The organism is Duganella sp. BJB476 (assembly GCF_003416895.1).
Classification (GTDB): domain Bacteria; phylum Pseudomonadota; class Gammaproteobacteria; order Burkholderiales; family Burkholderiaceae_D; genus Rugamonas.
Genome location: NZ_QVIO01000002.1, coordinates 158,888 through 182,370 on the forward strand (window position 1 = coordinate 158,888; position 23,483 = coordinate 182,370).

18 protein-coding genes are annotated in these 23,483 nt (G+C 63.9%); 8 read left to right on the forward strand and 10 right to left on the reverse strand.

Annotated elements, in window-relative coordinates; genetic code table 11:
- Positions 1 to 69: 69 nt before the first annotated feature.
- Entirely contained in the window at positions 70 to 1,716 is a 1,647-nt protein-coding gene (locus D0T21_RS10185) for a SulP family inorganic anion transporter (protein WP_116989946.1), read from the reverse strand.
- A gap of 278 nt (positions 1,717 to 1,994) precedes the next feature.
- Between D0T21_RS10185 and D0T21_RS10190 the strand changes: the two genes are divergently transcribed.
- Positions 1,995 to 3,290, forward strand: a complete 1,296-nt coding sequence (locus tag D0T21_RS10190; RefSeq protein ID WP_229211431.1) for a porin — start codon at positions 1,995 to 1,997, stop codon at positions 3,288 to 3,290.
- Positions 3,291 to 3,317: 27 nt separating this feature from the next.
- On the opposite strand, the gene D0T21_RS10195 is transcribed toward D0T21_RS10190, so the two are convergent.
- On the reverse strand, positions 3,318 to 3,890 hold the full coding sequence (locus D0T21_RS10195; RefSeq protein WP_116989944.1) for a TetR/AcrR family transcriptional regulator: 573 nt from the start codon (positions 3,888 to 3,890) through the stop codon (positions 3,318 to 3,320).
- Positions 3,891 to 3,975: 85 nt separating this feature from the next.
- Here D0T21_RS10195 and D0T21_RS10200 point away from each other — a divergent pair, with 85 nt between their 5' ends.
- Positions 3,976 to 5,124 carry a thiolase family protein gene (locus tag D0T21_RS10200; protein ID WP_116989943.1) on the forward strand — a complete coding sequence of 383 codons (1,149 nt, stop codon included), beginning with the start codon at positions 3,976 to 3,978 and terminating at the stop codon, positions 5,122 to 5,124.
- 223 nt (positions 5,125 to 5,347) lie between these two features.
- Complete coding sequence (locus D0T21_RS10205; protein ID WP_116989942.1) at positions 5,348 to 6,832, forward strand: FAD-dependent monooxygenase; 1,485 nt, start codon at positions 5,348 to 5,350, stop codon at positions 6,830 to 6,832.
- Positions 6,833 to 6,834: 2 nt separating this feature from the next.
- On the opposite strand, the gene D0T21_RS10210 is transcribed toward D0T21_RS10205, so the two are convergent.
- The gene (locus tag D0T21_RS10210) at positions 6,835 to 8,304 is read right to left on the reverse strand and encodes a GGDEF domain-containing protein (protein WP_229211432.1); all 1,470 of its coding nucleotides are present in this window, start codon (positions 8,302 to 8,304) and stop codon (positions 6,835 to 6,837) included.
- A 209-nt stretch (positions 8,305 to 8,513) separates the two neighbouring features.
- Here D0T21_RS10210 and D0T21_RS10215 point away from each other — a divergent pair, with 209 nt between their 5' ends.
- Positions 8,514 to 9,518: an SDR family oxidoreductase gene (locus D0T21_RS10215; RefSeq protein ID WP_116990067.1), complete on the forward strand. Its 1,005-nt coding sequence runs from the start codon at positions 8,514 to 8,516 to the stop codon at positions 9,516 to 9,518.
- Positions 9,519 to 9,521: 3 nt separating this feature from the next.
- On the forward strand, positions 9,522 to 10,391 hold the full coding sequence (locus D0T21_RS10220) for a Ku protein (protein ID WP_116989941.1): 870 nt from the start codon (positions 9,522 to 9,524) through the stop codon (positions 10,389 to 10,391).
- Here D0T21_RS10220 and D0T21_RS10225 read toward each other — a convergent pair whose 3' ends face one another.
- Positions 10,392 to 11,087: a PEP-CTERM sorting domain-containing protein gene (locus D0T21_RS10225; protein WP_229211433.1), complete on the reverse strand. Its 696-nt coding sequence runs from the start codon at positions 11,085 to 11,087 to the stop codon at positions 10,392 to 10,394.
- Between the two features lie 91 nt (positions 11,088 to 11,178).
- Positions 11,179 to 13,626 carry a DNA ligase D gene (gene ligD, locus D0T21_RS10230; RefSeq protein ID WP_116989939.1) on the reverse strand — a complete coding sequence of 816 codons (2,448 nt, stop codon included), beginning with the start codon at positions 13,624 to 13,626 and terminating at the stop codon, positions 11,179 to 11,181.
- A gap of 177 nt (positions 13,627 to 13,803) precedes the next feature.
- On the opposite strand from ligD, the gene D0T21_RS10235 reads away from it, so the two are divergent.
- A complete protein-coding gene (locus D0T21_RS10235; RefSeq protein ID WP_116989938.1) occupies positions 13,804 to 14,151 on the forward strand; it encodes a hypothetical protein in 348 nt (115 codons plus the stop codon).
- A gap of 111 nt (positions 14,152 to 14,262) precedes the next feature.
- On the opposite strand, the gene D0T21_RS10240 is transcribed toward D0T21_RS10235, so the two are convergent.
- The 5 genes from D0T21_RS10240 to D0T21_RS10260 form a co-directional block, all read right to left on the reverse strand.
- Positions 14,263 to 15,756 (reverse strand): efflux transporter outer membrane subunit, encoded by a 1,494-nt coding sequence (locus tag D0T21_RS10240; RefSeq protein WP_116989937.1) that lies wholly within the window; start codon positions 15,754 to 15,756, stop codon positions 14,263 to 14,265.
- A gap of 1 nt (position 15,757) precedes the next feature.
- Complete coding sequence (locus D0T21_RS10245) at positions 15,758 to 18,946, reverse strand: efflux RND transporter permease subunit (RefSeq protein WP_116989936.1); 3,189 nt, start codon at positions 18,944 to 18,946, stop codon at positions 15,758 to 15,760.
- Between the two features lie 5 nt (positions 18,947 to 18,951).
- Positions 18,952 to 20,196: an efflux RND transporter periplasmic adaptor subunit gene (locus tag D0T21_RS10250; RefSeq protein ID WP_116989935.1), complete on the reverse strand. Its 1,245-nt coding sequence runs from the start codon at positions 20,194 to 20,196 to the stop codon at positions 18,952 to 18,954.
- A gap of 144 nt (positions 20,197 to 20,340) precedes the next feature.
- Positions 20,341 to 21,207: an alpha/beta hydrolase gene (locus tag D0T21_RS10255; RefSeq protein WP_116989934.1), complete on the reverse strand. Its 867-nt coding sequence runs from the start codon at positions 21,205 to 21,207 to the stop codon at positions 20,341 to 20,343.
- Positions 21,204 to 21,413 (reverse strand): hypothetical protein, encoded by a 210-nt coding sequence (locus tag D0T21_RS10260; RefSeq protein ID WP_116989933.1) that lies wholly within the window; start codon positions 21,411 to 21,413, stop codon positions 21,204 to 21,206. Before D0T21_RS10260 ends, D0T21_RS10255 begins: the two co-directional genes overlap by 4 nt.
- A gap of 125 nt (positions 21,414 to 21,538) precedes the next feature.
- On the opposite strand from D0T21_RS10260, the gene D0T21_RS10265 reads away from it, so the two are divergent.
- Positions 21,539 to 22,495 (forward strand): LysR family transcriptional regulator, encoded by a 957-nt coding sequence (locus D0T21_RS10265; protein WP_116989932.1) that lies wholly within the window; start codon positions 21,539 to 21,541, stop codon positions 22,493 to 22,495.
- The gene (locus tag D0T21_RS10270; protein WP_116989931.1) at positions 22,492 to 23,463 is read left to right on the forward strand and encodes a D-2-hydroxyacid dehydrogenase; all 972 of its coding nucleotides are present in this window, start codon (positions 22,492 to 22,494) and stop codon (positions 23,461 to 23,463) included. Before D0T21_RS10265 ends, D0T21_RS10270 begins: the two co-directional genes overlap by 4 nt.
- Positions 23,464 to 23,483: the final 20 nt, after the last annotated feature.

Consider the following 23,483-nt stretch of genomic DNA (forward strand, 5'->3'; position numbering starts at 1 on the left):
CCGACCTGAAGTCCATGCATTTAATTGCCCAAAAGGATTTAATTACAGGATCAGCAAGTTTTTACACATTCAAGCAACATCCTTGACAGTATGCAAATGGTCGCAGGCGATGGCCGTGCTCAGGAACAGCTGTCCGTTCAGCTCGCGCAGCAGCGCGCTGTTGCGCAGGCGGTCCAGCACCGGCCCCTTCACTTCGGCCAGGTGCAGGCCGATGGCGCGCCGCTTCAGGCTCTGGTTCAGTTCGCACAGCGCGTACAGCGCGGTGGTGTCGATCGAGCTGACCGCCGTCATCACCAGCACCAGGTGGCGCGCGCTGGCGTGGGTGGCCAGTTCGCATTCGATGCGCTCGGCCACCGCCTCCATATTGCCGAAGAACAGATTGGCGTCGATGCGCAGCACCAGCAGCTCCGGCTGGGTTTCGGCCGGATAGCGTTCGATATTGCGGAAATGTTCGGTGCCGGCGATGCGGCCCAGCACCGCGATATGCGGCCGGCTGGCGCGCCAGATCAGGGTGCCCATCGACAGCGCCACGCCGATCACCACGCCCGCCTCCACGCCCAGCACCAACACGCCCAGGCAGGTCGCGCCCCAGGCCAGCACGTCGCCGCGGTCGTACTGCCAGGCGGTGCGCACGATGTCCAGTTCCAACAGGCCGAGCACGGCGACGATGATGGTCGCGGCCAGCACCGGCAGCGGCAGCAGCGCCAGCCAGCCGGTGGGCGCCAGCAGCGCGCAGGCCAGCAGCGCGGCGGTGATCAGGCTGGCCAGCGGCGTGTTGGCGCCGGCGGCGAAATTGACGGCGGAGCGCGACAGGCTGCCGGTGACGGGGAAGCCGCCGGTCAGCGCGCTGGCGACATTGGCCGCGCCCAGGCCGATCAGCTCATGGTTGCTGACCAGCTTTTCGTTGCGCTTGAGCGCCAGCGACTGCGCCGCCGACATCGACATCAGGAAAATGATAAAGCCGATCAGCAGCCCCGGTTGCAGCAGCGGCTTCCAGTGCGCGCTGGAGCTGGCCAGGTTCAGCTGCGGCAGGCCGCCGGGGATGGCGCCGGTGGTGCGCACGCCCATCCCGACCAGGCCGGTGGTGGCCATCAGCACGATGCCGGCCAATACCACCACCATCGGCGCCAGCTTGGCGGCGATATCCGCCGCCGCCGGGCGCATGCCGCAGCGTTTCAGCAGGCCGGCCAGGTATTGTTTCGACAGCACCAGCAGCAGCAGCGATCCGACTCCCAGCACGGCGCTTGGCAGATGCACATGCGGCAGTTCGGCGCCGAGCAAGGTATGCAGCTGGTCGTAGGCGATCACCAGCGCCGAGCCGACGGTAAAGCCGCTCATCACGGGACGGGAAAAGAAGTTGGCCAGGAAGCCCATGCGCAGCACGCCGCACAGCAGCAGCGCCGCGCCGGAGATCAGCGCCAGTTGCGCCGCCAGCACCGCGGCCAGCGATGAGCCGGCAGGCGCCAGCGGACCGATGACGGTGGCCGTCATCAGCGAGATGATGGCCATCGGCCCCACCGATTGCGTCATGCTGCTGCCGAACAGCGCGTAGATAATCGGCGGCAGGATGCTGGCGTAAATCCCGACCACCGGCGGCAGGCCCGCCACCAGTGCGTAGGCGGTGCCCTGCGGGATCATCATCATCGCCACCACCAGGCCGGCGGAGATGTCGCCGGCCAGTAGTTCGCGCCGGTAGTGCTTCAACCAATGCAGCATTGTCAGTCCGTGGTGCTTGAAAATACCGCCAGTCTACGCGATCGGGCTCGAGCGGCCCAGCCTTAGACGTTTTTTATTCTTACATATACGAAATTCACATAAGACCAAGTGCTGTCGCGATGGAAAACCGCGCTTGTGTCTCTTTTGCAACTCCAAATTTCCCGCCATGCGCGGCGTTCTGTACAAGTGCCGACGGCACTGGCATATTGAGGAAACGTTCTAAATAGTACGAACGTTCGGTTTAAAATCGAAAAAAAATAAACAACTACTGGAGACATATGAAAACAAAATTACTTGCTGGCATGATCGCCGCATGTTGCGCCGCCCCCGTCCTGGCCCAGTCATCTGTCGCGATCTACGGGATTGCCGATGCCGGCCTGATGTACGTCAACAATGGCGGCAACGACGCCCGGACCAAACTGGTCAGCGGCATCGCCGACGGTTCCCGCCTGGGATTCAAGGGTACGGAAGACATGGGCGGCGGCTACAAGGCTGTCTTCAACCTTGAGATGCGCGTCCAGCTCGACAATGGCAGCAATCAGGCGGGCAATTTATCCAGCAACCAGGGTTACGCCCTGACCAAAGGCTTGAACTTCACCGTGCCGGCCGCCGCCGGCGGCGCAGCCACCGCGGCCAAACTGCTGGCTGGCGTGCAAAGCGCGCTACAGCCCCCGATCAACGTCAACATCAACGGCGCCCTGTTCGACCGCACGTCGATGGTGGGCCTGGTGACGCCGGTGGGCGCCGTCCTGCTTGGACGGATGTACACCCCCGATTATGAAGTGCTGGCCAACGCCGACGTGTTCGAAACCGGCACAGCTGGCGGCTGGGGCGGCATCGTCGGCGGCACCGGCGGCTTGTTGACTGCGGGCGTGGCGATCCGTTCCGACAAATCGATACAATACCGCGTGCAATCGCCGAACGGCATCAGTGCCGCGCTGATGTACGGCACCGAGAACTCGGGCTATATCGGCATGGACAAACGCTCCTGGGGCGCCAACCTGTTCTACAAGGCGAACGGGGTGGAAGTCGGCCTCGGTCACAACCGTGGCACCGATCAACTCGGCAATCCCGGCCTGATCACCACCACGCTGGGCGGTTCCTACAAGATCGACAACTGGAAACTGTTCGCCGGTTACCACCGGCAGCGCAACGACAACTCGGTGATCATCCTGTACGCCGACGCCGCCCTGGCCCCGACCTTCGCCGCCTTCGGCCCGGCCCTCGGCCCGGTGCTGGCGGGTCAGCTGCACAGCACGCTCGCGCGCACCTTCTACCTGAACGCCGCCAGCACCCAGGTCGGCTTCCACTATCAGGTCGGCGCCGGGCGCATCATGGCTTCGGTGGCGCGCCAGCAAGACAAGACCGCGTCCGGTAGCGACGCCACCCAGTTCGCCCTGGGCTACGACCACAACCTGTCCAAGCGCACCGATTTGTACATGGTGGCGGCCTACATCAGGAATCAGGGCGATGGCCAGTATGCGATCGGCGCCGCCAGCGCCTCGGGCGGATTTACCTCCAAGCCGGGCGAGGCCAGCAAAGGGATCCAGGTCGGCATGCGCCACCGCTTCTGACGGCGGTCAGCGGCAACAGCCCGTAAGCTACGATCCTGCAGGCAGCGATTGCTGCACTGCCTGCAGGATTTCCGCGGACAGCTGTTCGTCGTCGACGGCGCGCGCCAGCACGATGGCGCCGACCATCGAGGCATAACTGGCCAGCGCCTGCCTGCGCCGCGCCGCCGGATCCGCGCCCGGCATCAGCTCTTCCAGCACCGCCATCTGCCCGATTGCGCCCTCGGTCAGCGCGTGGCGCGCCTTGGGCCCGAGGCGCGCGATGTCGGCGCCCAGCGCGGTGACCGAGCAGCCCTTCTCCGGATGCTCGCAATGCTGCCTGGTCAGGTAGCCGTCGCTGATTTTCTCCAGCGCCGTGTCGCGCCCTTCGGCCAGATATCCTTCCCAGCGCTGCACCGATTTTTTCAGCGCATGGGCGGCTGCTTCGGCCAGCAAGTCTTCCTTGGAGGCGAAATGACCGTAGAAGCCGCCGTGCGTCAGGCCGGCGCTCTTCATCAGATCGGCCACGCCGATGCCGTCGTAGCCTTTTTCGCGGAATAGCCGCGCCGCCGTTTCAACGATGCGCTCGCGGTTGAGCGCCACTTGTTCCCTGCTGACTTTCATGTCGTTCTCCCACTAAGCTATTGACATCATACATGACGAGCGTAATATATCAATCATTACGATCATCATTTAAAGGAGTTCCACCATGAAAGCAGTGATCAGCGCCTATGCCCGTTCCCCCTTCCATTTCTCCCGCAAAGGCAAGCTGGCCGAAGTCCGTCCCGACGAATTGGGCGCCCAGGTGGTGCGAGGCCTGATGCAGCGCACCGGCCTCGACCCGGCGCTGCTGGACGATGTGATCCTCGGCTGCGCCTACCCGGAATCCTCGCAGGGCAACAACCTGGCGCGCATCGTCTCGCTGCTGGCCGGCTTTCCGCACGCGGTGCCGGGCATGACGATCAACCGCTTCTGCGGCTCGTCGATGTCGGCCATCCACATCGCCGCCGCGCAGATCGAGGCCGGCCTGGGCGAGGCCTATCTGTGCGTCGGCGTCGAATCGATGACGATGGTGCCGCAGGGCGGCTACAACTTCTCGCCCAACCCGCAGCTGCTGGCGGAAACCGACGCCTACATCAGCATGGGCGACACCGCCGAAAACGTCGCCCGTAAATACGAGGTGTCGCGCGCCGACCAGGAAGTGCTGGCCTTCCAGTCGCACCAGAAGGCGGCTGCCGCCCGCGCGGCCGGTTTGCTGAAGGATGAAATCGTGTCGATCACCACTGGCGCCGGCGAGGTGGTGGCGGAAGACGGCTGCATCCGCCCCGCCACCACGGTCGAAGCGCTGGCAGCATTGAAGCCGGTGTTCGATCCCGAGCATGGCGTGGTCACGGCCGGCACCTCGTCGCCGCTGACCGACGGCGCCTCGGCGGTGCTGGTCACCAGCGAGGAATTCGCCCGCAAGCACGGCCTGAAGCCAACCGCGCGCATCGTCTCGATGGCGGCGGTGGGTTGCGATCCGGCGCTGATGGGCATCGGTCCGATTCCGGCCACGCAAAAGGCGCTGAAGCTGGCCGGCCTGCAGGCGAGCGATATCGATGTGGCGGAGATTAACGAGGCCTTCGCCTCGCAGGCGCTGGCCTGCGTGCGCGAGCTGGGAATCCGGCCGGAGGTCTTGAATATCGACGGCGGCGGCATGGCGATCGGCCATCCGCTGGGCGCCACCGGCGCGCGCATCACCGGCAAGGCGGCGGCGCTGCTGGCGCGCACCGGCGGCCGCTACGCACTGGCCGCCCAGTGCATCGGCGGCGGCCAGGGTATCGCGACGGTGCTGGAAAAATTCACGCCGGCGGCTTGACACCTGGCGGTTTCTTAACCACTATCACGCTGGTGCAATCAGCACCGCCACCAATTGAGGTTGCCCTCCCCCACTGCTCACATCTTGAGCCTACCCGTCTGACACAACGCTGCCGCAAAGGCGGCAAGCCGTCTTGTGTCCGGCGGGTTGATTGACACTGATCGCCAGTGCTCCCCCCTTTTTTGTCTGACCATTTAGGCGCCTTTGCGCTGAAGGAGTTCCCATGATTTATGACGTCGTCATTGCCGGCGCAGGTCCTGTCGGCCTGTTTCTCGCCAGCGAGCTTGGGCTCGCGGGCATCCCGGTGCTGGTGCTGGAGCGGAGCGAAGACCCGCGCAGTCCATTGAAGCGGCTCCCATTCGGCATGCGCGGCCTGTCGGTGACGAGCGTCGAAGCTTTCTATCGCCGCGGCCTGCTGGCGGACATCGCGGCGGCGGCGCCCGGTGCGCCGCCGCGCCGCCAGGCCGGTCATTTCGCCGGCATCCCGTTCGACGACGCCGATATCGATACGTCGCAATGGCCATATCGCCTGTCCAGTCCCGCCGACACCAATATGGCGGCCGACATGGAGCACATCGAAACGTCCCTGGCCGCACGCGCCGCCATGCTGGGAGTCGAGATCCGGCGCGGCATCGGCGTCGACGAAGTCGGGCAGTCAGACGATGTGGTGACCATCCGGGCCGGCGGCGAAACCATCCGCGCACGCTGGATGGTCGCTTGCGATGGCGGCCGCAGCACGGTGCGCAAAGCGCTGGGCTTCGAGTTCACCGGCACCGATCCCGAGTTCACCGGCTATTCGGTGCAAGTCGACATGGCCGATCCAGAACAGTTGCAGGCAGGCCGCCACTACACGCCAACGGGCATGTATTTTCAGTCACGGCCAGGCACGATTGCGATGGTCGAATTCGACGGCGGCGCCTTTCACCGCACGCAGCCGATCACTCTGGAACAGGTGCAGGCGGTCCTGCGTCGCGTCAGCTGTACCGACGTCACGCTGACGGCGCTGGGGCTGGCCACCACCTGGACCGACCGCGCCTGCCAGGCGGCCACCTACCGCAAAGGACGGGTACTGCTGGCCGGCGACGCCGCACACATCCACTCGCCACTGGGCGGCCAGGGACTCAACCTGGGACTGGGCGACGCGATGAACCTGGGATGGAAACTTGCAGCCACCATACGCGGCGATGCGCCGGCCGGCCTGCTCGACAGCTATACCAGCGAGCGGCATCCGGTCGGCGCGCAGGTGCTTGACTGGTCGCGCGCGCAGGTGGCGCTGATGCGGCCAAGCCGGCACGCACGCGCGCTCGAGGCCATCGTCCGGGATCTGATCGGCACACGCGATGGTGCGACCTATTTTGCAGAGCGCGTGTGGGGCGTCTCCCTGCGCTACGATTTGGGCGGCGGCCATCCGCTGGTGGGCCGCAGCGCTCCCGATTTCGAGTTAGTCGACGGCAGGAGGCTGGGAGAACTGCTGAGCAAGGGCCGTGGCCTGCTGCTGGACTTCGACGTCCGCCAGCCTTGGCAGGCATGGGCCAGCCGCTGGAACGAGCGTGTTTCCTACGTCGCGGCCCAGGTCAAGGACAGCTTGGGCGTGAGCGCCATCCTGGTGCGCCCGGACGGCTTTGTCGCCTGGGCCGGCGGGGCTTCCCCGGTCGAAGCGGAAGCCTCCCAGGCCGCAGCACGATGGTTCGGCGTACCGCTGCGCTAACCTTATTGCGCGGCGTCGATGCAGTTGCGGCCGGCGCGCTTGGCGCGGTGCAGCGACGCATCCAGGCGGTCGAGGACAGTGGCGCCGCTCTCGTCCGCCCCAACCTGGGCCACGCCCAGGCTGATCACCACCGCGCCATTGCCCGGCAGGTCCGCTTCGGCGATCGCGCCGCGCAGTTTTTCCGCCAGCCGCATGGCGTCGGCCGCAGTGGTGTGGGTGGCGATGATCAGGAACTCCTCGCCGCGCATGCGCGCCAGCAGGTCCGAGGTGCGCAGCCTGCCATTGACCACGTCCGCCACCGCGCGCAAGGTCTGCGCGCCGACCGGGGAACCGTATAAATCGTTTTCCGAGTGGAAGCTGGCGACGTCGAACGACAGCACCGCCAGCGGCAGGCCATAGCGGCGCGCGCGGCGGATTTCGTTGTCCAGCATGTCCTCGCCGGCGCGGCGGTTGGCGGCGCCGGTGACGCTGTCGACGGTGCTCATCAGCGTAATCTGGCCGGACAATTCTTCATTCCGGTGCTTCAATTCGCTCATGCCCAGGCCGAAGCTGACAAACTGCGCCAGGCTGGCGAAGCAGGCGAACTGCTCGCGCGAGAAGGTGATGTGACGGTCGAACATCAGGCAGATCGCGCCCAGTTCAGCGCTGCCCGGCTCGGCGCGCAGCGGCAGCGCCAGCACCATGCGCACGCAGCGGTCGTGCAGCATCATGGCCAGTTCCGGGTCGCCGGCTTTTTCCGGCGCATCGAGCAGCACCATCTCGCCACGCGATACCGCCAGCAGCGGCGGGAACACGTCGCGCAGCGGCGATTGCAGCAGGCGGTCGCGCCGTTGCAGCAGGCGCGCCAGGTCCAGGTGGTTGCGCGATTCCTGCGCCACCAGTTGCAGGTCGCCCCGCTCCTTCATGTGCAGCACGGCGGTATGGCGCACGCCGGGGAAATTGCACAGCGCCAGGCAGATCTGCGCAGACATCGATTCGATGGTGTCGATGCCGCTCAGCGCGCGTTGCAGGCTGCGCTGCACGCCCAGCAGGTCGCGCAGTTCCTTTTCCTTGTCCAGCAGGGTTTGCTGCAAGGCGGCGGCCGCATCAGCCGGCACCGCCAGCGCCTGCTGCACCGCCTGCTGCAACTCGTCGCTGAGCACCGGACAGATGCGGTAGTCGAACTGGCCGTAGGTCATCAGCTCCGGCAACCAGGCGCTGTGCTCGTAGGCGCACAGCACCAGCACCGGCGCGCCGGCGCGGCCTCGTATCAGCGCGCCGACGCCGGCCAGCTCGCTCAGCTGCTCGTAGCCGTTCAGGTCCAGCACCAGCAGGTCCACGTGGCGTTTGCCAAGGGCCGTAGCCGTGGCGTCGACGTGCTCCGTCATGGTCAGCTGGGAGAACAACTCTCCGCAGCAGGCCTGAAACTCCGCGCGCCGCTCGCCAGTGGCGTTGAAAAAGACACCTACGCTAGTGCTCCGGTCCGCCATCATATTGCTCCTACGCATGCTTTTTAATGTAAAAAAATGTATCCCCGCGCTAGTGTGCCATAAAGTTCATAATTAGCAATATTTTTTGCATTAAAGACTAGACTATTCCCCAAGGTAACTAATTGGCGTCGCGGTTTTGCCGCATATGTGTGAACGAGCGCACCGTCATAGGACACATAGCCGCAAATACTGTGGACTTCAAGGAGGATGCCATGGCAAACACCAAGAATCAATCGGATCCCGACGCGGCCAGCATGCAGCGCGAGATCCAGCAACGCCAGGACCAGTCGGATGAGCGCAGCAAGCAGGAAGCGCGCTCCAGCCAGCTCGGCGACCGCCAGGGTCCGGTGCAAACTACCCAGCACGACTACCCCGGCACGCCGCTGCCGGCCCAGCACCTGGAAAAGCCGGGGTTGGAGGCCGAGATGCAGCTCAAGCCAGAATTCCTCGCGCCCGATTACTGCGGCAGCGGCAAGCTGGCCGGCATGGTGGCCATCGTCACCGGCGGCGACTCCGGCATCGGCCGCGCGGTCGCGGTGCTGTATGCGCGTGAAGGGGCCGACGTGGCCATCATCTACCTGAGCGAGCATGAAGACGCCAACGACACCAAGCGCTATGTGGAGGCGGAAGGCCAGAGCTGCATGCTGCTGCCGGGCGATGTGCGCGACGCCGCCTTCTGCCGCGGCGCCGTCGAACAGGTGCATGAGCGCTTCGGCCGGCTCGACATCCTGGTCAACAACGCCGCCTTCCAGGAGCATGCCGAAAAACTGGCCGACCTGACCGAAGAGCGCTTCGACCTGACCATGAAGACCAACGTCTACGGCTACTTCCACATGGCCAAGGCGGTGCTGCCTTACCTGAAGCGCGGCGCCGCCATCATCAATACCGGCTCGGTCACGGGCCTGAAAGGCTCGAAGCACCTGCTGGACTATTCGACCACCAAGGGCGCGATCCATGCATTCACGATGTCGCTGGCGTCCAACCTGCTGGAGCATGGCATACGGGTCAACGCCATCGCGCCCGGACCGGTGTGGACGCCGCTGAATCCGGCCGATGCGCCGGCCGACAAGGTGGCGCAGTTCGGCGCCGACACCGACATGCAGCGACCCGCGCAACCGCAAGAGCTGTCCCCGGCCTATGTGTTCCTGGCGGCGCCCTGCTGCTCCAGCTACATCACCGGGATCGTGCTGCCGGTGACCGGCAGCGTCGGCGAGTAGGCCATGGCGGCGCGCGCGTTATGGAAAGGCGCCATCAGCTTCGGGCTGGTGCACATTCCGGTCGAGATGTATTCGGCGGTGCAGGAGCACGAGCTGGATCTGACGATGCTGGACCGGCGCGACTTCTCGCCGGTCGGCTACAAGCGCTACAACAAGAACACCGGCAAGGAAGTGACTTGGGACGACATCGTCAAAGGCTATGAGTACGAGGACCACGAATACGTGGTGCTGTCCGACGAGGACCTTAAGCGCGCGAACGTCGAGGCCACGCAGACCATCGACATCCAGGCCTTCGTCGACGCCGCCGAGGTGCCGCTGACCTACTACCAGCAGCCCTACTATCTGGCGCCGGCGCGCGGCGGCGCCAAGGTGTATGCGCTGCTGCGCGAGACGCTGCGCAAGGCTGGCAAGATCGGCATCGCCACGGTGGTGATCCGCACCAAGCAGCACTTGTGCGCCTTGGTCTGCGTGGAGGACAAGATCGTGCTGAATACGCTGCGCTATGCGGCCGAGATCCGCAGCGCGGAAGAATTGAAGCTGCCGCCCGCCACCATGAAGGCGGCCGGCATCAGCGACAAGGAGCTGCAGATGGCGCTGTCGCTGGTCGAGGGCATGAGCGAGGCATGGAAACCGGAGCAGTATCACGACACCTACAAGGATGACGTGCTGGCACTGGTGAAGAAGAAGGTGAAGGCCGGCCAGACCAAGACCATCACCACCGCCGAGCCGGAGGCCAAGGCGGCCAGGTCGTCGAACGTGGTGGATCTGGTGGCGCTGCTGCAGGACAGCCTGGGCAAGCGGCCGGCTAAATCGTCAAGCCGCGCCCCGAAAACGAAAACGACGGCCAGGCGCCCTGCGGCGCGCAGTGCCTGATTAACGGCGCCGCGCTTTCCAGGTCAATGCTGCCAGGCCAACCAGCAGCATGGCGTAGGTTTCCGGCTCGGGAACCGGAACCGGAATCGACTCCTGCGTGATCGTCACCGACGTCAAGGCGCCGTTCGCGCCCATCATCGCGTGGGTCGCGTTGGAGGAATAGGTGTAGTAAAAGCTCGACTGGCTAAAGTTAGCGAAGTCCAGCTGGCCCGGCATGGTCGACGCGCTCAGGGCCAAGCCGGATTTATCGAAGAAGCTCACCGCCATCATCTGCGATGCGTAGGCATTGGCAGAGACGTTGGCGATGCCGAAACTGTCCGCGCCACCCAAGGCGGCGGCGTTATTGGCGACCTGCACATTGGTGCTGCTGTAGCTCGCGCCGCCGAGGGCGATGCTGGCGCCGCCGATGCTGACGTCCAGGCTGTTCTGGGCCGCAGGCGCGGCATACATGGTGCCGCCGCCGAAGTGGCTGAACACGCCGGTCGCCGTGTCGTAGCTGAAATGGCCGGTGAGCTGGTCGCCGACCGACACGGTGCTGCCCGACAGGCTGCTGGATGCAACCGGGCCGCCGCTGAACGTCAACGGCGAAAACTCGACCATTTCCTGGATTTTGGCTGTGAAATCAAATTGATAGACGGTCGCTTGGGCCGAGCCGAACAAGGTCATACCGGCTAACAAAATGGGCAGCTTTTTCATCTGGAGGGTCCTGAATTATGTGTCAAGCCGTCATTAAAACATTCACAACACCTGTTGTCAATATAAAATAATAATTTCACCATAAAAACATTCAGGAAGCGCCGGGCTTGAACCCCAAGACTTTCATCGCCGAAGCCAGTCCCTTGGCGGATTGCTCGTAGGCGGTCCACGGCGCATTGCCGACATCGAGCCGCGTGTGCACGTTGGCGACGGTCCATTGGTCGGCCCCATGCAAGCCGTCCAGCTCCTCCCACGCCAGCGGCACGGAGATGCCCAGGCCGGGCCGGCTGCGCGCCGACCAAGCAGCCACCGTGGTGGCGCCGCGGCTATTGCGCAGATAATCGATGAAGATCTTGCCGACCCGGTTGCGCGGCCCGCTCTTCAAGACGAAACGCTCGGGGATATGCTCCGCCATGTGGGCCACGATGGCCTGTGAAAACGCCTTGACGTCATCCCAGCCATAACCCGGCCGCACCGGCACCACCACATGCAGCCCTTTGCCGCCGCTGGTTTTCAGGAAGGCCGGCAGACCCAGATGATCGAGGAAAGCACGCATCAGCTGCGCCGCCTCCTGCACCTGCGGCCAGGTGACGCCCTTGCCGGGATCGAGGTCGAACACCATGCGATTGGGCTTTTCGTAGCAGGACGCGTTGGCGTTTTGCGTGTGCAGTTCCACCACGTTCCACTGCGCCGCCGACAGCAGGCCTCGTTCGGTGGCGATTTCCAGCATCGGCGGGTGGTCGGGATCGAGCGCGGGATTGAGATGTTTAACTCCGGGCAGCTTGCCGGTCTCGGCGTGCTTCTGGAAGAACAACTCGCCGCCGACGCCGGCCGGCGCGCGCACCAGCGATACCGGGCGGCCCTTCAGGTGCGGCAGTATCAGCGCGCCGACCAGCGCGTAGTAGCGCACCAGCGTGATCTTGGTGGCGCCGCTTTGCTGGTCGATCACGCGATCGGGGTTGCTGATCTTGAGTGTGGCGGGCAGCTTGCCCTGCACTGTGCTTGCTGGCTGCATGTCTGCTTGCTCCTTGAGATGGGCCGGCACTTCGCGGACGATGGCGTCGGCCTTCTTGTCTTTGCGTAGACCTTTGAAGACGGCGTGGCGGATCGAACCCGAATGCGTCCATGCGCCAAAGCTGACTTCCGCCACCAACGATGGCTTGAGCCAGTGGGCTTTCTTGTCGATCTCGCGATTGGGCGCGAACGGGCTTTTGTCCGCCGCCAGTTTGTCCATTTTTTTTTTGATGTCGTGCAGCGTGCCGGCGTTGAAGCCGCAGCCGACGTTGCCCGCATATTGCAGCTTGCCGTCCTTGTCGTAGGTGCCCAGCAGAAGGGAACCGAAACCGCTGCGCGAACCTTGCGGATCGGTGTAGCCGCCGATGACGAACTCCTGCCGCTGGCCGCATTTGAGCTTGATCCAGCTGCCGCTGCGGCGCGAGGTGTAAGCGCTGTCGCGCCGCTTGCCGATGATGCCCTCCAGGCCCATGCTGCATGCGGCCGCGATCATATCCTGCGGCGTTGCGTCCAGCGCGGCGCTGAAGCGGATGGTGTCGGACGGTTTTTTGTCGAGCAGCGCTTGCAGTCGGGCGCGACGCTGTTCCAGCGGCACCTGGCGCAGATCGCGGCCGTCGTGGAACGGGATATCAAACAGGAAATAGACGATGTCGGCGGGATCGTTTTCGTCGAAGGCGTTTTGCAGCAGGCCGAAGTCCGGGCGGCCGTTGTCATCGTGGACGACGATCTCGCCGTCGTACCAGCCGGCCGGCAGTCTCATTTTTACGATGGCGTCGCGCAGGGCTTGCAGGTGATGCGTCCAGTCGTTGCCGTTGCGCGTGACCAGGCGGATGTCCTTGCCGTCGACACGCGCCAGCAGGCGGTAGCCATCGAACTTGATTTCGAATAGCCAGTCTTCGGGCGAGGACGGCGGCGCATCCACCAGCGTGGCCAGTTGCGGCGACAGCGTTTCCGGCATGGCGGCCTTGGGCGCGGCCGTCGGCAGCGCTTTGACGCTGTCCGGCATCTCATCCACCACGCTGAACTCATCGGCGGGCCGCGCGTAGTCGTCCTTCTCCTTGATGAGCAGCCACGGCTCCTGCTTTTCGCCCTTGCCCTTCATGCGCACCAGCGCCCAGCGGCCATGCATCTTATGCCCGGCCAGTTCGAACTTCAGGCTGCCTTCCGCCAGCGCCTTGCGCGGGTCGCCCAGCGGCCGCCACACGCCGCGGTCCCAGATGATCACCTTGCCCGCGCCGTACTGCCTGGGCGGGATCGTGCCCTCGAAGTCGTTGTAGGAAATCGGATGGTCTTCCACATGCACGGCCATGCGCTTGTCGTGCGTGTCGTAGCTGGGGCCTTTGGGCACGGCCCAACTCAGCATCACGCCATCGAGCTCCAACCGGAAATCGTAATGCAGACGACTGGCCCAGTGCTTTTGAATGACGAAGGCCAGCGCGTCGCCGCCCTCCTCGCCTCCTTCGGGCGGCTCGGGCGTGATCGCAAAATTACGCTTCGACTTGTAGGTTTTAAGAGCGTCTCCCATTCGAGCAGATTATGCCCGCCTGGCTCCAGACTCCGTGCGCTAGCCAACATGTAAGCAATCTGGAGAGCTTGTAAGCGAATGTAAAGCCCGTCAACGACGGCGATCCGGGCCGCGTTTTTTGCTCAGTGACACGGGAATTGTCCCGGCTCTAAAATCAACCTGAATGAGGATTTCATCATGAACAAACTTATCGCTACCCTGATCGCCGGCCTGTTCGCTACCGCAGCTTTTGCACAGACCCCAGCCACCGCGCCAGCCGCTCCGGCAGCCGTGAAAGCCGAAGCCAAGGAAGTCAAGACCGACGCCAAAGCCACCGCTAAAGAAACCAAGACCGCCGTCAAAGCCGAAGCCAAGACCGCCAAGGTAGAAGCCGAAGCCAAGAAAGATGTCGCCGTCGCCAAGGCTGACGAAAAAGCAGACAAGGCTGATGCCCACGCCAAGGCGACCAAAACCAAAGCCAAGGCTCACGCCAAGGCCGAGAAAGCCGAAGCAGCAGCTGCACCAGCACCTGTCGTCACCAAGTAATTTCGTAGTACGCGGTGGCCCCCAGCCCACCGCTGACGAAAAAAAACCCGCCGGCCTGAACGCGATCAAGATCGCGCTCAGTGCCGGCGGGTTTTTCATTGGCCGTTCAGCTTATCGCTGCGCGACCTTCTGTGCCGCGTTGGCGCCGTCCCAGCCGCCGCCCAGGGCGCGGATCAGCGCCACGGTGGTGACTGCGCGATTGCCACGCAACTGCACTGCGGTGCGTTCGACAGTCGCCAGGTTGCGCTGCGCGTCCAGCAGATCGAGGTAGCTCGAACGGCCGGCCGAATACAGCTTCTGCGCCAGGTCGGCGGAACGGCGTGCCGACACCACGGCATCTTCGATCTGCGCGGTCTGGCCAGCCAGGATGCGCAGGCCCGCCAGGTTGTCTTCCACTTCCGCGAAAGCCACCAGCACGCTCTGGCGATACGTGCCAACCGATTCCTCAAGCGCCGCTTCGCTGCGCGTGATATTGGCCTTGTTGCGGCCACCATCGATCAGCGGCATCGACATCAGCGCGCCCAGCACCCACGAACGGCTGCTCCACTTGAACACATCGGCAACGGTATTGCTCGAAATGCCGCCGGCGTTGGCGTTCAAGGTCAGCGCCGGGAACATCGCCGACTTGGCGACGCCGATGCGGGCATTAGCCGCTTCCATCGTACGCTGCGCCGAAGCGATGTCGGGACGACGCTCCAGCAGCGACGACGGCAAGCCCGCCGGGATCACCGGCAGCAGCGAAGTATCGAGCAGCGGGCTGGCGCCGGCCGTGTAGCTGGCCGCCGATTTGCCCAGCAGGACCGCCAATGCATGCTCGGTCGTCACGCGCTGGCGTTGCAGGCCGATGGCTTCGGCACGCGAGGTGGCCAGCTCGGTTTTGGCGCGCGACAGGTCGAATTCGCCGATGTCGCCCAGGTCGAAACGACGCTGGTTGACCTTGACGTTTTCCTCGCGGGTTTGCACCGTGCGGTTCAGCGTTTCCAGTTCGGCGTCGGTGGCGCGCAGACGGAAGTAAGTCTGCGCCACATCGGCCTGCACCGACAGCAGCACCGAACGATAGGTCGCTTCCACGGAAGCGGCGTCGTTGCGGGCGGCGCTGACGTTGGACGATACGCGGCCGAACAGGTCGACCTCGTAGCTGGCCGTCAGGTTGGCGCTGAACGCGTTGCCCGGAGCGACCGGCGTGCCGGCCGGCAGGCCAAGCGCCACGTCGGACTGGCGCTGACGCTGTGCGCCAACGTTGACGCCGACCTGCGGAATGCGGTCCGCCTCGGCGATGCCGGCGATGGCGCGGGCCTGCTTGACGCGGGCTGCGGCCACTGCCAGGTTGGCGTTGGCCTTGGTGGCTTCGGCGATCAGCTCATTGAGAGCCGTATCGTTGAAAGCCAGCCACCACTCGCCACGCGGTTGCGCTTCGGCGGCTTGCGCCTGTTTCCAGGTGCTGCCGTCGGCGGCAACCTTCACCGGCGCAGGCAGCTGCGATTCCTTGAACGCGACCGGCACGTCCATCGCAGGCTGCTTGAATTCCGGCGCAGCGCATGCGGTCATCAGCAAGGCTGCCAATACAGGCGCCACACCTTTAGCGATCATATGCAGCTTGTTCATATTAATGGGTCCCTTCCAGTTTTACCGCAGCGGCGTCGCCGGCCACGGCAGGTTTTTTCTTCTCCAGGCGTACGGCCAGCTTGCGCAGCAGGACATAGAACACCGGCGTCAGGAACAGGCCGAAGAAGGTCACGCCCAGCATGCCGGCAAACACCGCCACACCCATTGCATGACGCATTTCCGAACCGGCGCCGTGCGAGAACACCAGTGGCAGCACGCCCATGATGAATGCGATCGACGTCATCAGAATCGGACGCAGACGCAGGCGGCAAGCTTCCAGCGCGGCTTCGACGATGGTACGGCCATGATGTTCCAGTTCGCGTGCAAACTCCACGATCAGAATCGCATTCTTCGACGCCAGTCCAACCAGCACGAACAAGGCAATCTGCGTAAAGACGTTGTTATCTCCGTGGGTCAGCTTCACGCCAACCAGCGCGCAGAAGATCGACATCGGCACGATCAGGATCACCGCCAGCGGCAGGGTCCAGCTTTCATACTGAGCGGCCAGCACCAGGAACACCAGCAGTACGCACAGCGGGAACACATACATCATCGTGTTACCGGACAGGATGTCCTGATACACCAGTTCCGTCCATTCGTAGCCGATACCCTTAGGCAGAACCTCATTGAGGATCTTGGTCATTTCAGCCTGCGCTTCACCCGACGACACGCCAGGAGCGGCGCCACCGTTGATCTCAGCAGCCACGTAAGCGTTGTAGCGCTGTACGCGGTCCGGGCCATAGCTGTCCTTGACGCGCATCAGCGACGACAGTGGAATCATCTCGCCCTTGTCGTTGCGGACTTTGAGCTGGGCGATATCTTCAGCGTGCGAACGGAACTGCTGGTCAGCCTGGACGCGCACCTGATAGGTACGGCCGAACTGATTGAAGTCGTTCACATACAGCGAACCCAGATTGATCTGCAAGGTCTGGTAGATCGTCTGCAGCGGCACGCCCAGTTGCTTGGCCTTGGCGCGGTCGATGTCGGCGAACAGCTGCGGCACGTTGATCTGGTAGCTCGAGAAGACGCCGGCCAGTTTCGGGTTCTGCCATGCCTTCATCTGCACCGCCTGGATCGCCTTGTACAGCGCGTCGTAGCCCAGGTTGTCGCGGTCTTCGACCATCACCTTGAAACCACCGGTGGTGCCCAGGCCATTGACTGGCGGCGGTGGCAGCACCATCACGAACGCACCTTCGATGGCGCCCATGCGCTTGTTGATTTCAGCGGCGATGGCTTCAGCCGATTCGCTCTTCTTGGTGCGCTCGTCGAACGGTTTCAGTGGAGTGAACACGATACCGGCGTTGGGCGCATTGGTGAAACCGTTGATCGACAGGCCAGGGAAAGCCACCGAATCAGCCACGCCGGGGATGTCCTTGGCGATGTCCGACATCTTGCGGATCACGGCGTCGGTGCGGTCCAGCGAAGCGGCGTCCGGCAGTTGGGCGAAGCCGATCAGGTACTGCTTGTCCTGCGCAGGAACGAAGCCCGGCGGCACGATCTTGAACATGAAGCCCGCAGCGACAGCCAGCACGGCGTACACCACCAGCGAACCGCCCTTGCGTTTCAACACGCCGGTCACGCCGGTTTCATAGCCGTGCGATGCGCGGCCGAAGACGCGGTTGAACCAGCCGAAGAAGCGGCCGAAGATCTTGTCCATCACACGCGTCAGCGCATCTTTCGGTGCATCGTGTGGACGCAGCAGCACCGCGGCCAGGGCCGGAGCCAGGGTCAGCGAGCTGAATGCCGAGATCACGGTCGAGATGGCGATGGTCAGCGCGAACTGCTTGTAGAACTGGCCGGACAGGCCCGATACGAAAGCGATCGGCACGAACACGGCGCACAGCACCAGCGCGATGGCGATGATCGGGCCACTCACCTCTTTCATCGCCTGGATGGTCGCGTCATGCGGCGACAAGCCGTTCTGGATATTCCGCTCGACGTTTTCCACCACCACGATCGCATCATCGACCACGATACCGATAGCCAGCACAAGGCCGAACAGCGACAGCGTGTTGATCGAGAAGCCAAAGCCCAGCATGACGGCGAAGGTACCCACCACCGACACGGGAACGGCCAGCAGCGGGATCACCGATGCGCGCCAGGTTTGCAGGAACACGATCACCACCAGAGCCACCAGAATGATCGCTTCGACCAAGGTGTGGATCACGGCGCGGATCGATTCACGCACGAATTGGGTCGGGTCATATACAACGCTGTACGTGACGCCTTCCGGGAAATCCTTCGACAGGCGAGCCATCGTCGCACGCACGTCGGCCGACAATTGCAGCGCGTTGGCGTTAGGTGCTTCGAAAATAGGGATCGCCACCGCCGAATTGTTGTTCAGCAGGGAGCGCAGTGCGTAGGAGTTCGAACCCATCTCCATGCGGGCCACGTCTTTCAGCAGCGTCACCGCGCCGTCGCCGTTGGTCTTCAGGATGATGTTGCCGAATTCTTCTTCGCTTTGCAGGCGGCCTTGCGTGTTGACGGTCAGCTGGAAGTCAGCGCCCTTGGTCGGACCCTGGCCGATCACACCGGCGGCAACCTGCACGTTCTGCTCGCGGATCGCGGCAACGACATCGCTGGCGGTCAGGCCGCGCTGCGCCACCTTCTGCGGATCCAGCCAGATACGCATCGCGTAGTCGCCGGAACCGAACAGCTGCACCTCACCCATGCCGGGCAGGCGGGCCAGTTGGTCCTTGATGTTCAACACTGCATAGTTACGCAGATACAGGTCGTTGTAACGGCCGTTCGGCGATTGCAGGTGGACCACCATGGTCAGGTTGGGCGACGACTTCACGGTCGTCACACCGATCTGGCGCACCTCTTCCGGCAGGCGCGGAAGCGCGCGCTGGACGCGGTTCTGCACCTGGGTTTCAGCCTGCTCGACGTTGGTGCCGATCTTGAAGGTGACGGTCAGCGCCAGTGCGCCGTCCGAGGTGTTTTGCGAGGACATGTAGAGCATGTTCTCGACGCCGTTGATCTGTTCCTCAAGCGGCGCGGCCACGGTTTCGGCGATGATCTTCGGATTTGCACCAGGATACTGCGCGCGCACCACCACCGATGGCGGCACCACGTCCGGGTACTCCGAGATCGGCAGCTTGAAGATCGATATCAAGCCGGCGACGAAAATGATGATCGACAGTACCGCCGCAAAAATCGGCTTGTCGACAAAAAATCGAGAGATGTTCATAGTTTTTATTCCTTGGAAGTGTCGGTCTTCGCAACGACCGCAGCTACTTTTTCATCTTTTTTAACTTCGGTTTTCGGCACGTTGGCGGCCAGCGGATCGGAATCCATGGCGACCACGGTCGGCGTGATCGGCGCGCCCGGACGTACCCGCTGCAAGCCGTTGACGACGATCTTCTCGCCCGCCTTCAAACCGTCGCGCACCACGCGCAGGCCATCGATCGCAGGTCCCAGGGTCACAGGGCGGTACTCGGCCTTGTTGTCCTTGTCGACCACGAACACGTACTTGCGGTTCTGGTCCGTGCTGATGGCGCGGTCGTTGATCATCAACGCCGACTTGGCGCCGGTGGAGCCGGCCAGCTGCACGCGGGCGAACAGGCCAGGCACCAGCATGCCGTCGGTGTTGTTGAGCGTGGCGCGCATGCGCACCGAACCGCTGCGTGGATCGAGCTGGTTGTCGACGAATTCCAGCTTGCCCTCGTGCGGGAAGCCGGTTTCGTTGGCCAGGCCGATCTTGACGGTGGCCGGCTTGCCCTGGTGGGCTGCGGCGCCGACGCGCAGATAGGTGTCTTCGTCGCCGTCGAAGGAAGCGTAGATGCGCTCCAGCGAAACCACCGAAGTCAGCACCGCCGAAGCGTCGACCAGGTTGCCCAGCGTGATTTCCGCTTTCGATACGCGGCCGTTGATCGGCGACGTCACCTGGGTATAGCTCAGGTTTAGTTTGGCCGCTTCGTACAGCGCTTGCGCGGCGCGGGCATCGGCGTCCAGCTGTTTCAGGCTCGATGCCGAGGCGTCGTATTCGCGTTGGGCGATGGCTTTGTCGGCCAGCAGTTTTTCAGCGCGGACCAGTTCCACCTTGGCCAGGTCGGCCTTGGCGCGGGCCGAGCCGGCTGCCGCTTCGGCGCGGTTGGCTTCTGCCTGGAACGGACGTGGATCGATGACGAACAACACTTCGCCCTTCTTCACTTCGCTGCCCGGCTTGAAGTTGATCGCGGTGATGAAACCGCCGACGCGCGGACGGATCTGCACTTGCTCGATCGCTTCCAGGCGGCCCGAGAACTCCTGGGTTTCGGTGATGGTTTTCTCGACGACCACTGCCGCCGAAATCGGAGGACCGCCGGCTGCCGCCGGTGCTTCAGCCGTCTTGCCGGTAGCGTCTTCGCAACCGGAGAGGCCGAAAGCGGCCAGTCCCGCCAGCGCCATAGCGGCGGCCAGCGGCCGGGCTACGACGGTGAGTTGTTTAATGGTTTTCATGTTTATTCCCTTTTATATGAAAATAATTAATAGAAATGGCGGCACCGGTTGCCCTCAACGAATTGCGAGAAAACACGGTACTAGCGCCCCGCCGGCAAGCCAGTGGGGACGTGATTGCAGATACTGCTTAAAGGTTGGGGAACCCTATTCGGCTGGCGGCGTCTCGGACCGTTCCAGGCCGGCGATGAAACCGGCGATTTCTCCCAGCGCGTAACACTTGCACGCGCATTCGTTGCGCGCCCCAGCTTCGTTCAGGGGCGACGGTGGCATTCGATTGACGGTGGTCTTGACGCCGCAGGCGATCAATTTGGCACCGTATTGTTCCGCTTCGTCCCGCAGCGGGTCGTCTTCGGCCGACAGGATCAGTGCCGGCGGCAGGTTCTTCAAACGACTCGACTGCAAGGGCGAGGCGTATGGATGGGTACGGTCGGCGGCGTTCGGCAGGTAGCCACGGTAGGCCGCCGCGCAGGCGTCGGCCACGTCCAGCAATTCCGGCGCGTTCTGCATCTCGCGCATCGACCAGGTGCTCAGGCCAGGATCGAGCATCGGCATCACCAGCACCTGGCCAGCCAGCGCGGGGCCGCCGCGGTCGCGCGACATCAGCGCGCAGACGGCCGCCAGGTTGGCGCCGGCTTCAATGCCGGCCACCACCAGGCGCTTGCCGGTCCAGCCCAGCTTGGCCTTGTTCTTCTTAGCCCAGATCAGCACCGCGTGGGCGTCTTCAACGGCGGCCGGGAAAGGCTGCACCGTCGCCAGCGTGTAGGCCGTGGCCAGCACGGTGCTGCCCTGGTTGTCGTCGGCCATGTGGCGCAGGAAGATGTCGGCGTCTTCCAGGTCGCCGCCATTGAAGCCGCCGGCGTGGAAGAACACGATCAAGGTATCGCGCTTGATGCCGGCCTCGCCGCTGGTGTACAGGCGGGCGGCCAACGGGCCTTCCGCGCCGCGCACTTCCAGGGAGCGGACCTTGATCAGCTCCGACAGCTGCGGCAATGGCTCGACGGCTGCGCTCATCTTTGCACCGTATCCGATGGGCTGGACAGCATGGCGGTGTCGGCGCAGGCGAAGGTCTCGCCGGCGGCCGCCTCGGTCAGGGCACGAACGCCGGTCGCTTCGGCCTTGGCCGCCTGCGAGTAGGCATCGGTATAGACCACGCTCGCCAGGGCGACCGAAGTCAGCGCCAGTGCGATCGTTGCAAAAATTCCATTCCGATATTTCATGTTGAACCCCTTTCCTTCGATGTACTTTCTTGGTGCAGTACAGCAATCTTAAACTTGATCTACAATCTGATAAATAGTGCAATGTCGAATTGATTGTTCAGGATTCCGAACAATGGGATGAATAGATGAATAAACTGCAAGCAATGGAAGTCTTCGTCCAGGTAGTCGATGCCGGCGGCTTCACGCGCGCGGCCGACAATATGCAGCTGCCCAAGGCCACCGTCTCCACGCTGATCCAGTCGCTGGAGGCCACGCTGTCGGTCAAGCTGCTGCACCGGACCACGCGCCAGGTCAGCGTGACGGCCGACGGCGCCGCCTATTATGAGCGCTGCCTGCGCATCCTGTCGGACGTGCGCGAGGCCGAGGAATCGCTGTCGCGCACGCGCCTGAGCCCCAGCGGACGGCTGCGGGTGGACGCGCCCACCGGCCTGGCCAGCGACGTGCTGATCCCCGCCCTGCCCGACTTCTTCACGCGCTACCCGGACATCCAGCTGGAACTGGGCTGCAGCGACCGCACCATCGATTTGATCGAGGAAGGCGTGGACTGCGCGGTGCGCGGCGGCGTATTGGGCGACTCCAACCTGATCGCGCGGCGCGTGGGCATCCTGCAATTCGTCACCTGCGCCACGCCGGGCTACCTGGACCGCTACGGTCGGCCGGCGCATCCCGATGAACTGATGCGCCACCGCTGCGTGAACTATTTTTCATCCCGCACCGGCAAGCTGTTCGACTGGGACTTCTCCCGCGACGGCCACCGGATACAGGTCGCCCTGCCCGGCCACATCGCCGTCAACGACACCAACGCCTACATTGCGGCCGGCCTGGCGGGACTGGGCATCCTGCAGATGCCGAACTTTATGATGGAGCCCATGCTCAAGGACGGCCGCTTCGAACAGCTGCTGGCCGACTGGAGCACCGATCCGCTGCCGGTGCACGTGGTCTATCCGCAGAACCGCCACCTGTCGGCCAAGGTGCGCGTGTTTGTCGAATGGGTCGCCGAACTGTTTTCCAACCATCCGGGCATGCGCCTGCCGAAAGCCCCGCCGCCGGCGCGCCCGATTCCATTTGAGGTTGCACTATGACTGATATTCACCGCATCGTTTTCCTCGACCGCGACAGCGTGATCGCCAACATCCGCAAGCCTGCGTTCGCGCACGAGTGGACCGAGTACCCGGCCACTACGGCGGCCGACGCCATGCAGCGCCTGCGCGATGCGCGCGCCACCATCGCCATCACCAACAAGGTGCCGTTGCGCGCGGCCGACCTGGCGCAGCTGCCGGACCTGAAGATGATCGCGGTGGCCGCCACCGGCACCGACATCGTCGACCTGGCGGCCTGCCGCGAGCGCGGCATCGTCGTCTCCAACATCCGCAACTACGCGGTGCACACGCTGCCCGAGCACACCTTCGCATTGATATTGGCGCTGCGCCGCCAGCTGGTGGCCTACCGCGCCGACATCGAGGCCGGCTTGTGGCAGAAGTCCGACCGATTCTGCCTGTTCGGCCATCCGATCGCCGACCTGGCGGGCAGCCGTCTGGGCCTGTTTGGCTACGGCGCGCTGGGGCGCTCGGTGGCGCAGATCGCGCGCGCGTTCGGCATGGAGGTGATCGTGCATACGCGCTCGCCGCTGCCGGACGCCACGGCCGACGGCGTGCGCGAAGCAGGCTTCGACGAAGTACTCGAAACCTCGGACATCATCAGCCTGCACCTGCCGCTGAACGACAAGACGCGCAATATGATCAGCGCGAAAGAGCTGATCCGCATGAAGCGCAACGCCCTGCTGATCAACACCGCGCGCGGTGGGCTGGTGGACGAGACCGCGCTGGCCGATGCACTGCGCAGCGGCGTGATCGCCGGCGCCGGCTTCGACGTGCTGGTGAAGGAACCGCCGCCGGAGGACAACGTGCTGCTCAACCTGCGGCTGCCCAACTTCATCCTGACGCCGCATTCGGCCTGGGCCAGCTCGCAGGCCATGCAGGTGCTGGTGGATCAGCTGATCGACAACGTCGAGGCGTGGGCAGTGGGCGCGCCCAAGAACGTGCTTGGCTGACAGGCGCGGCCGCAGCAGAA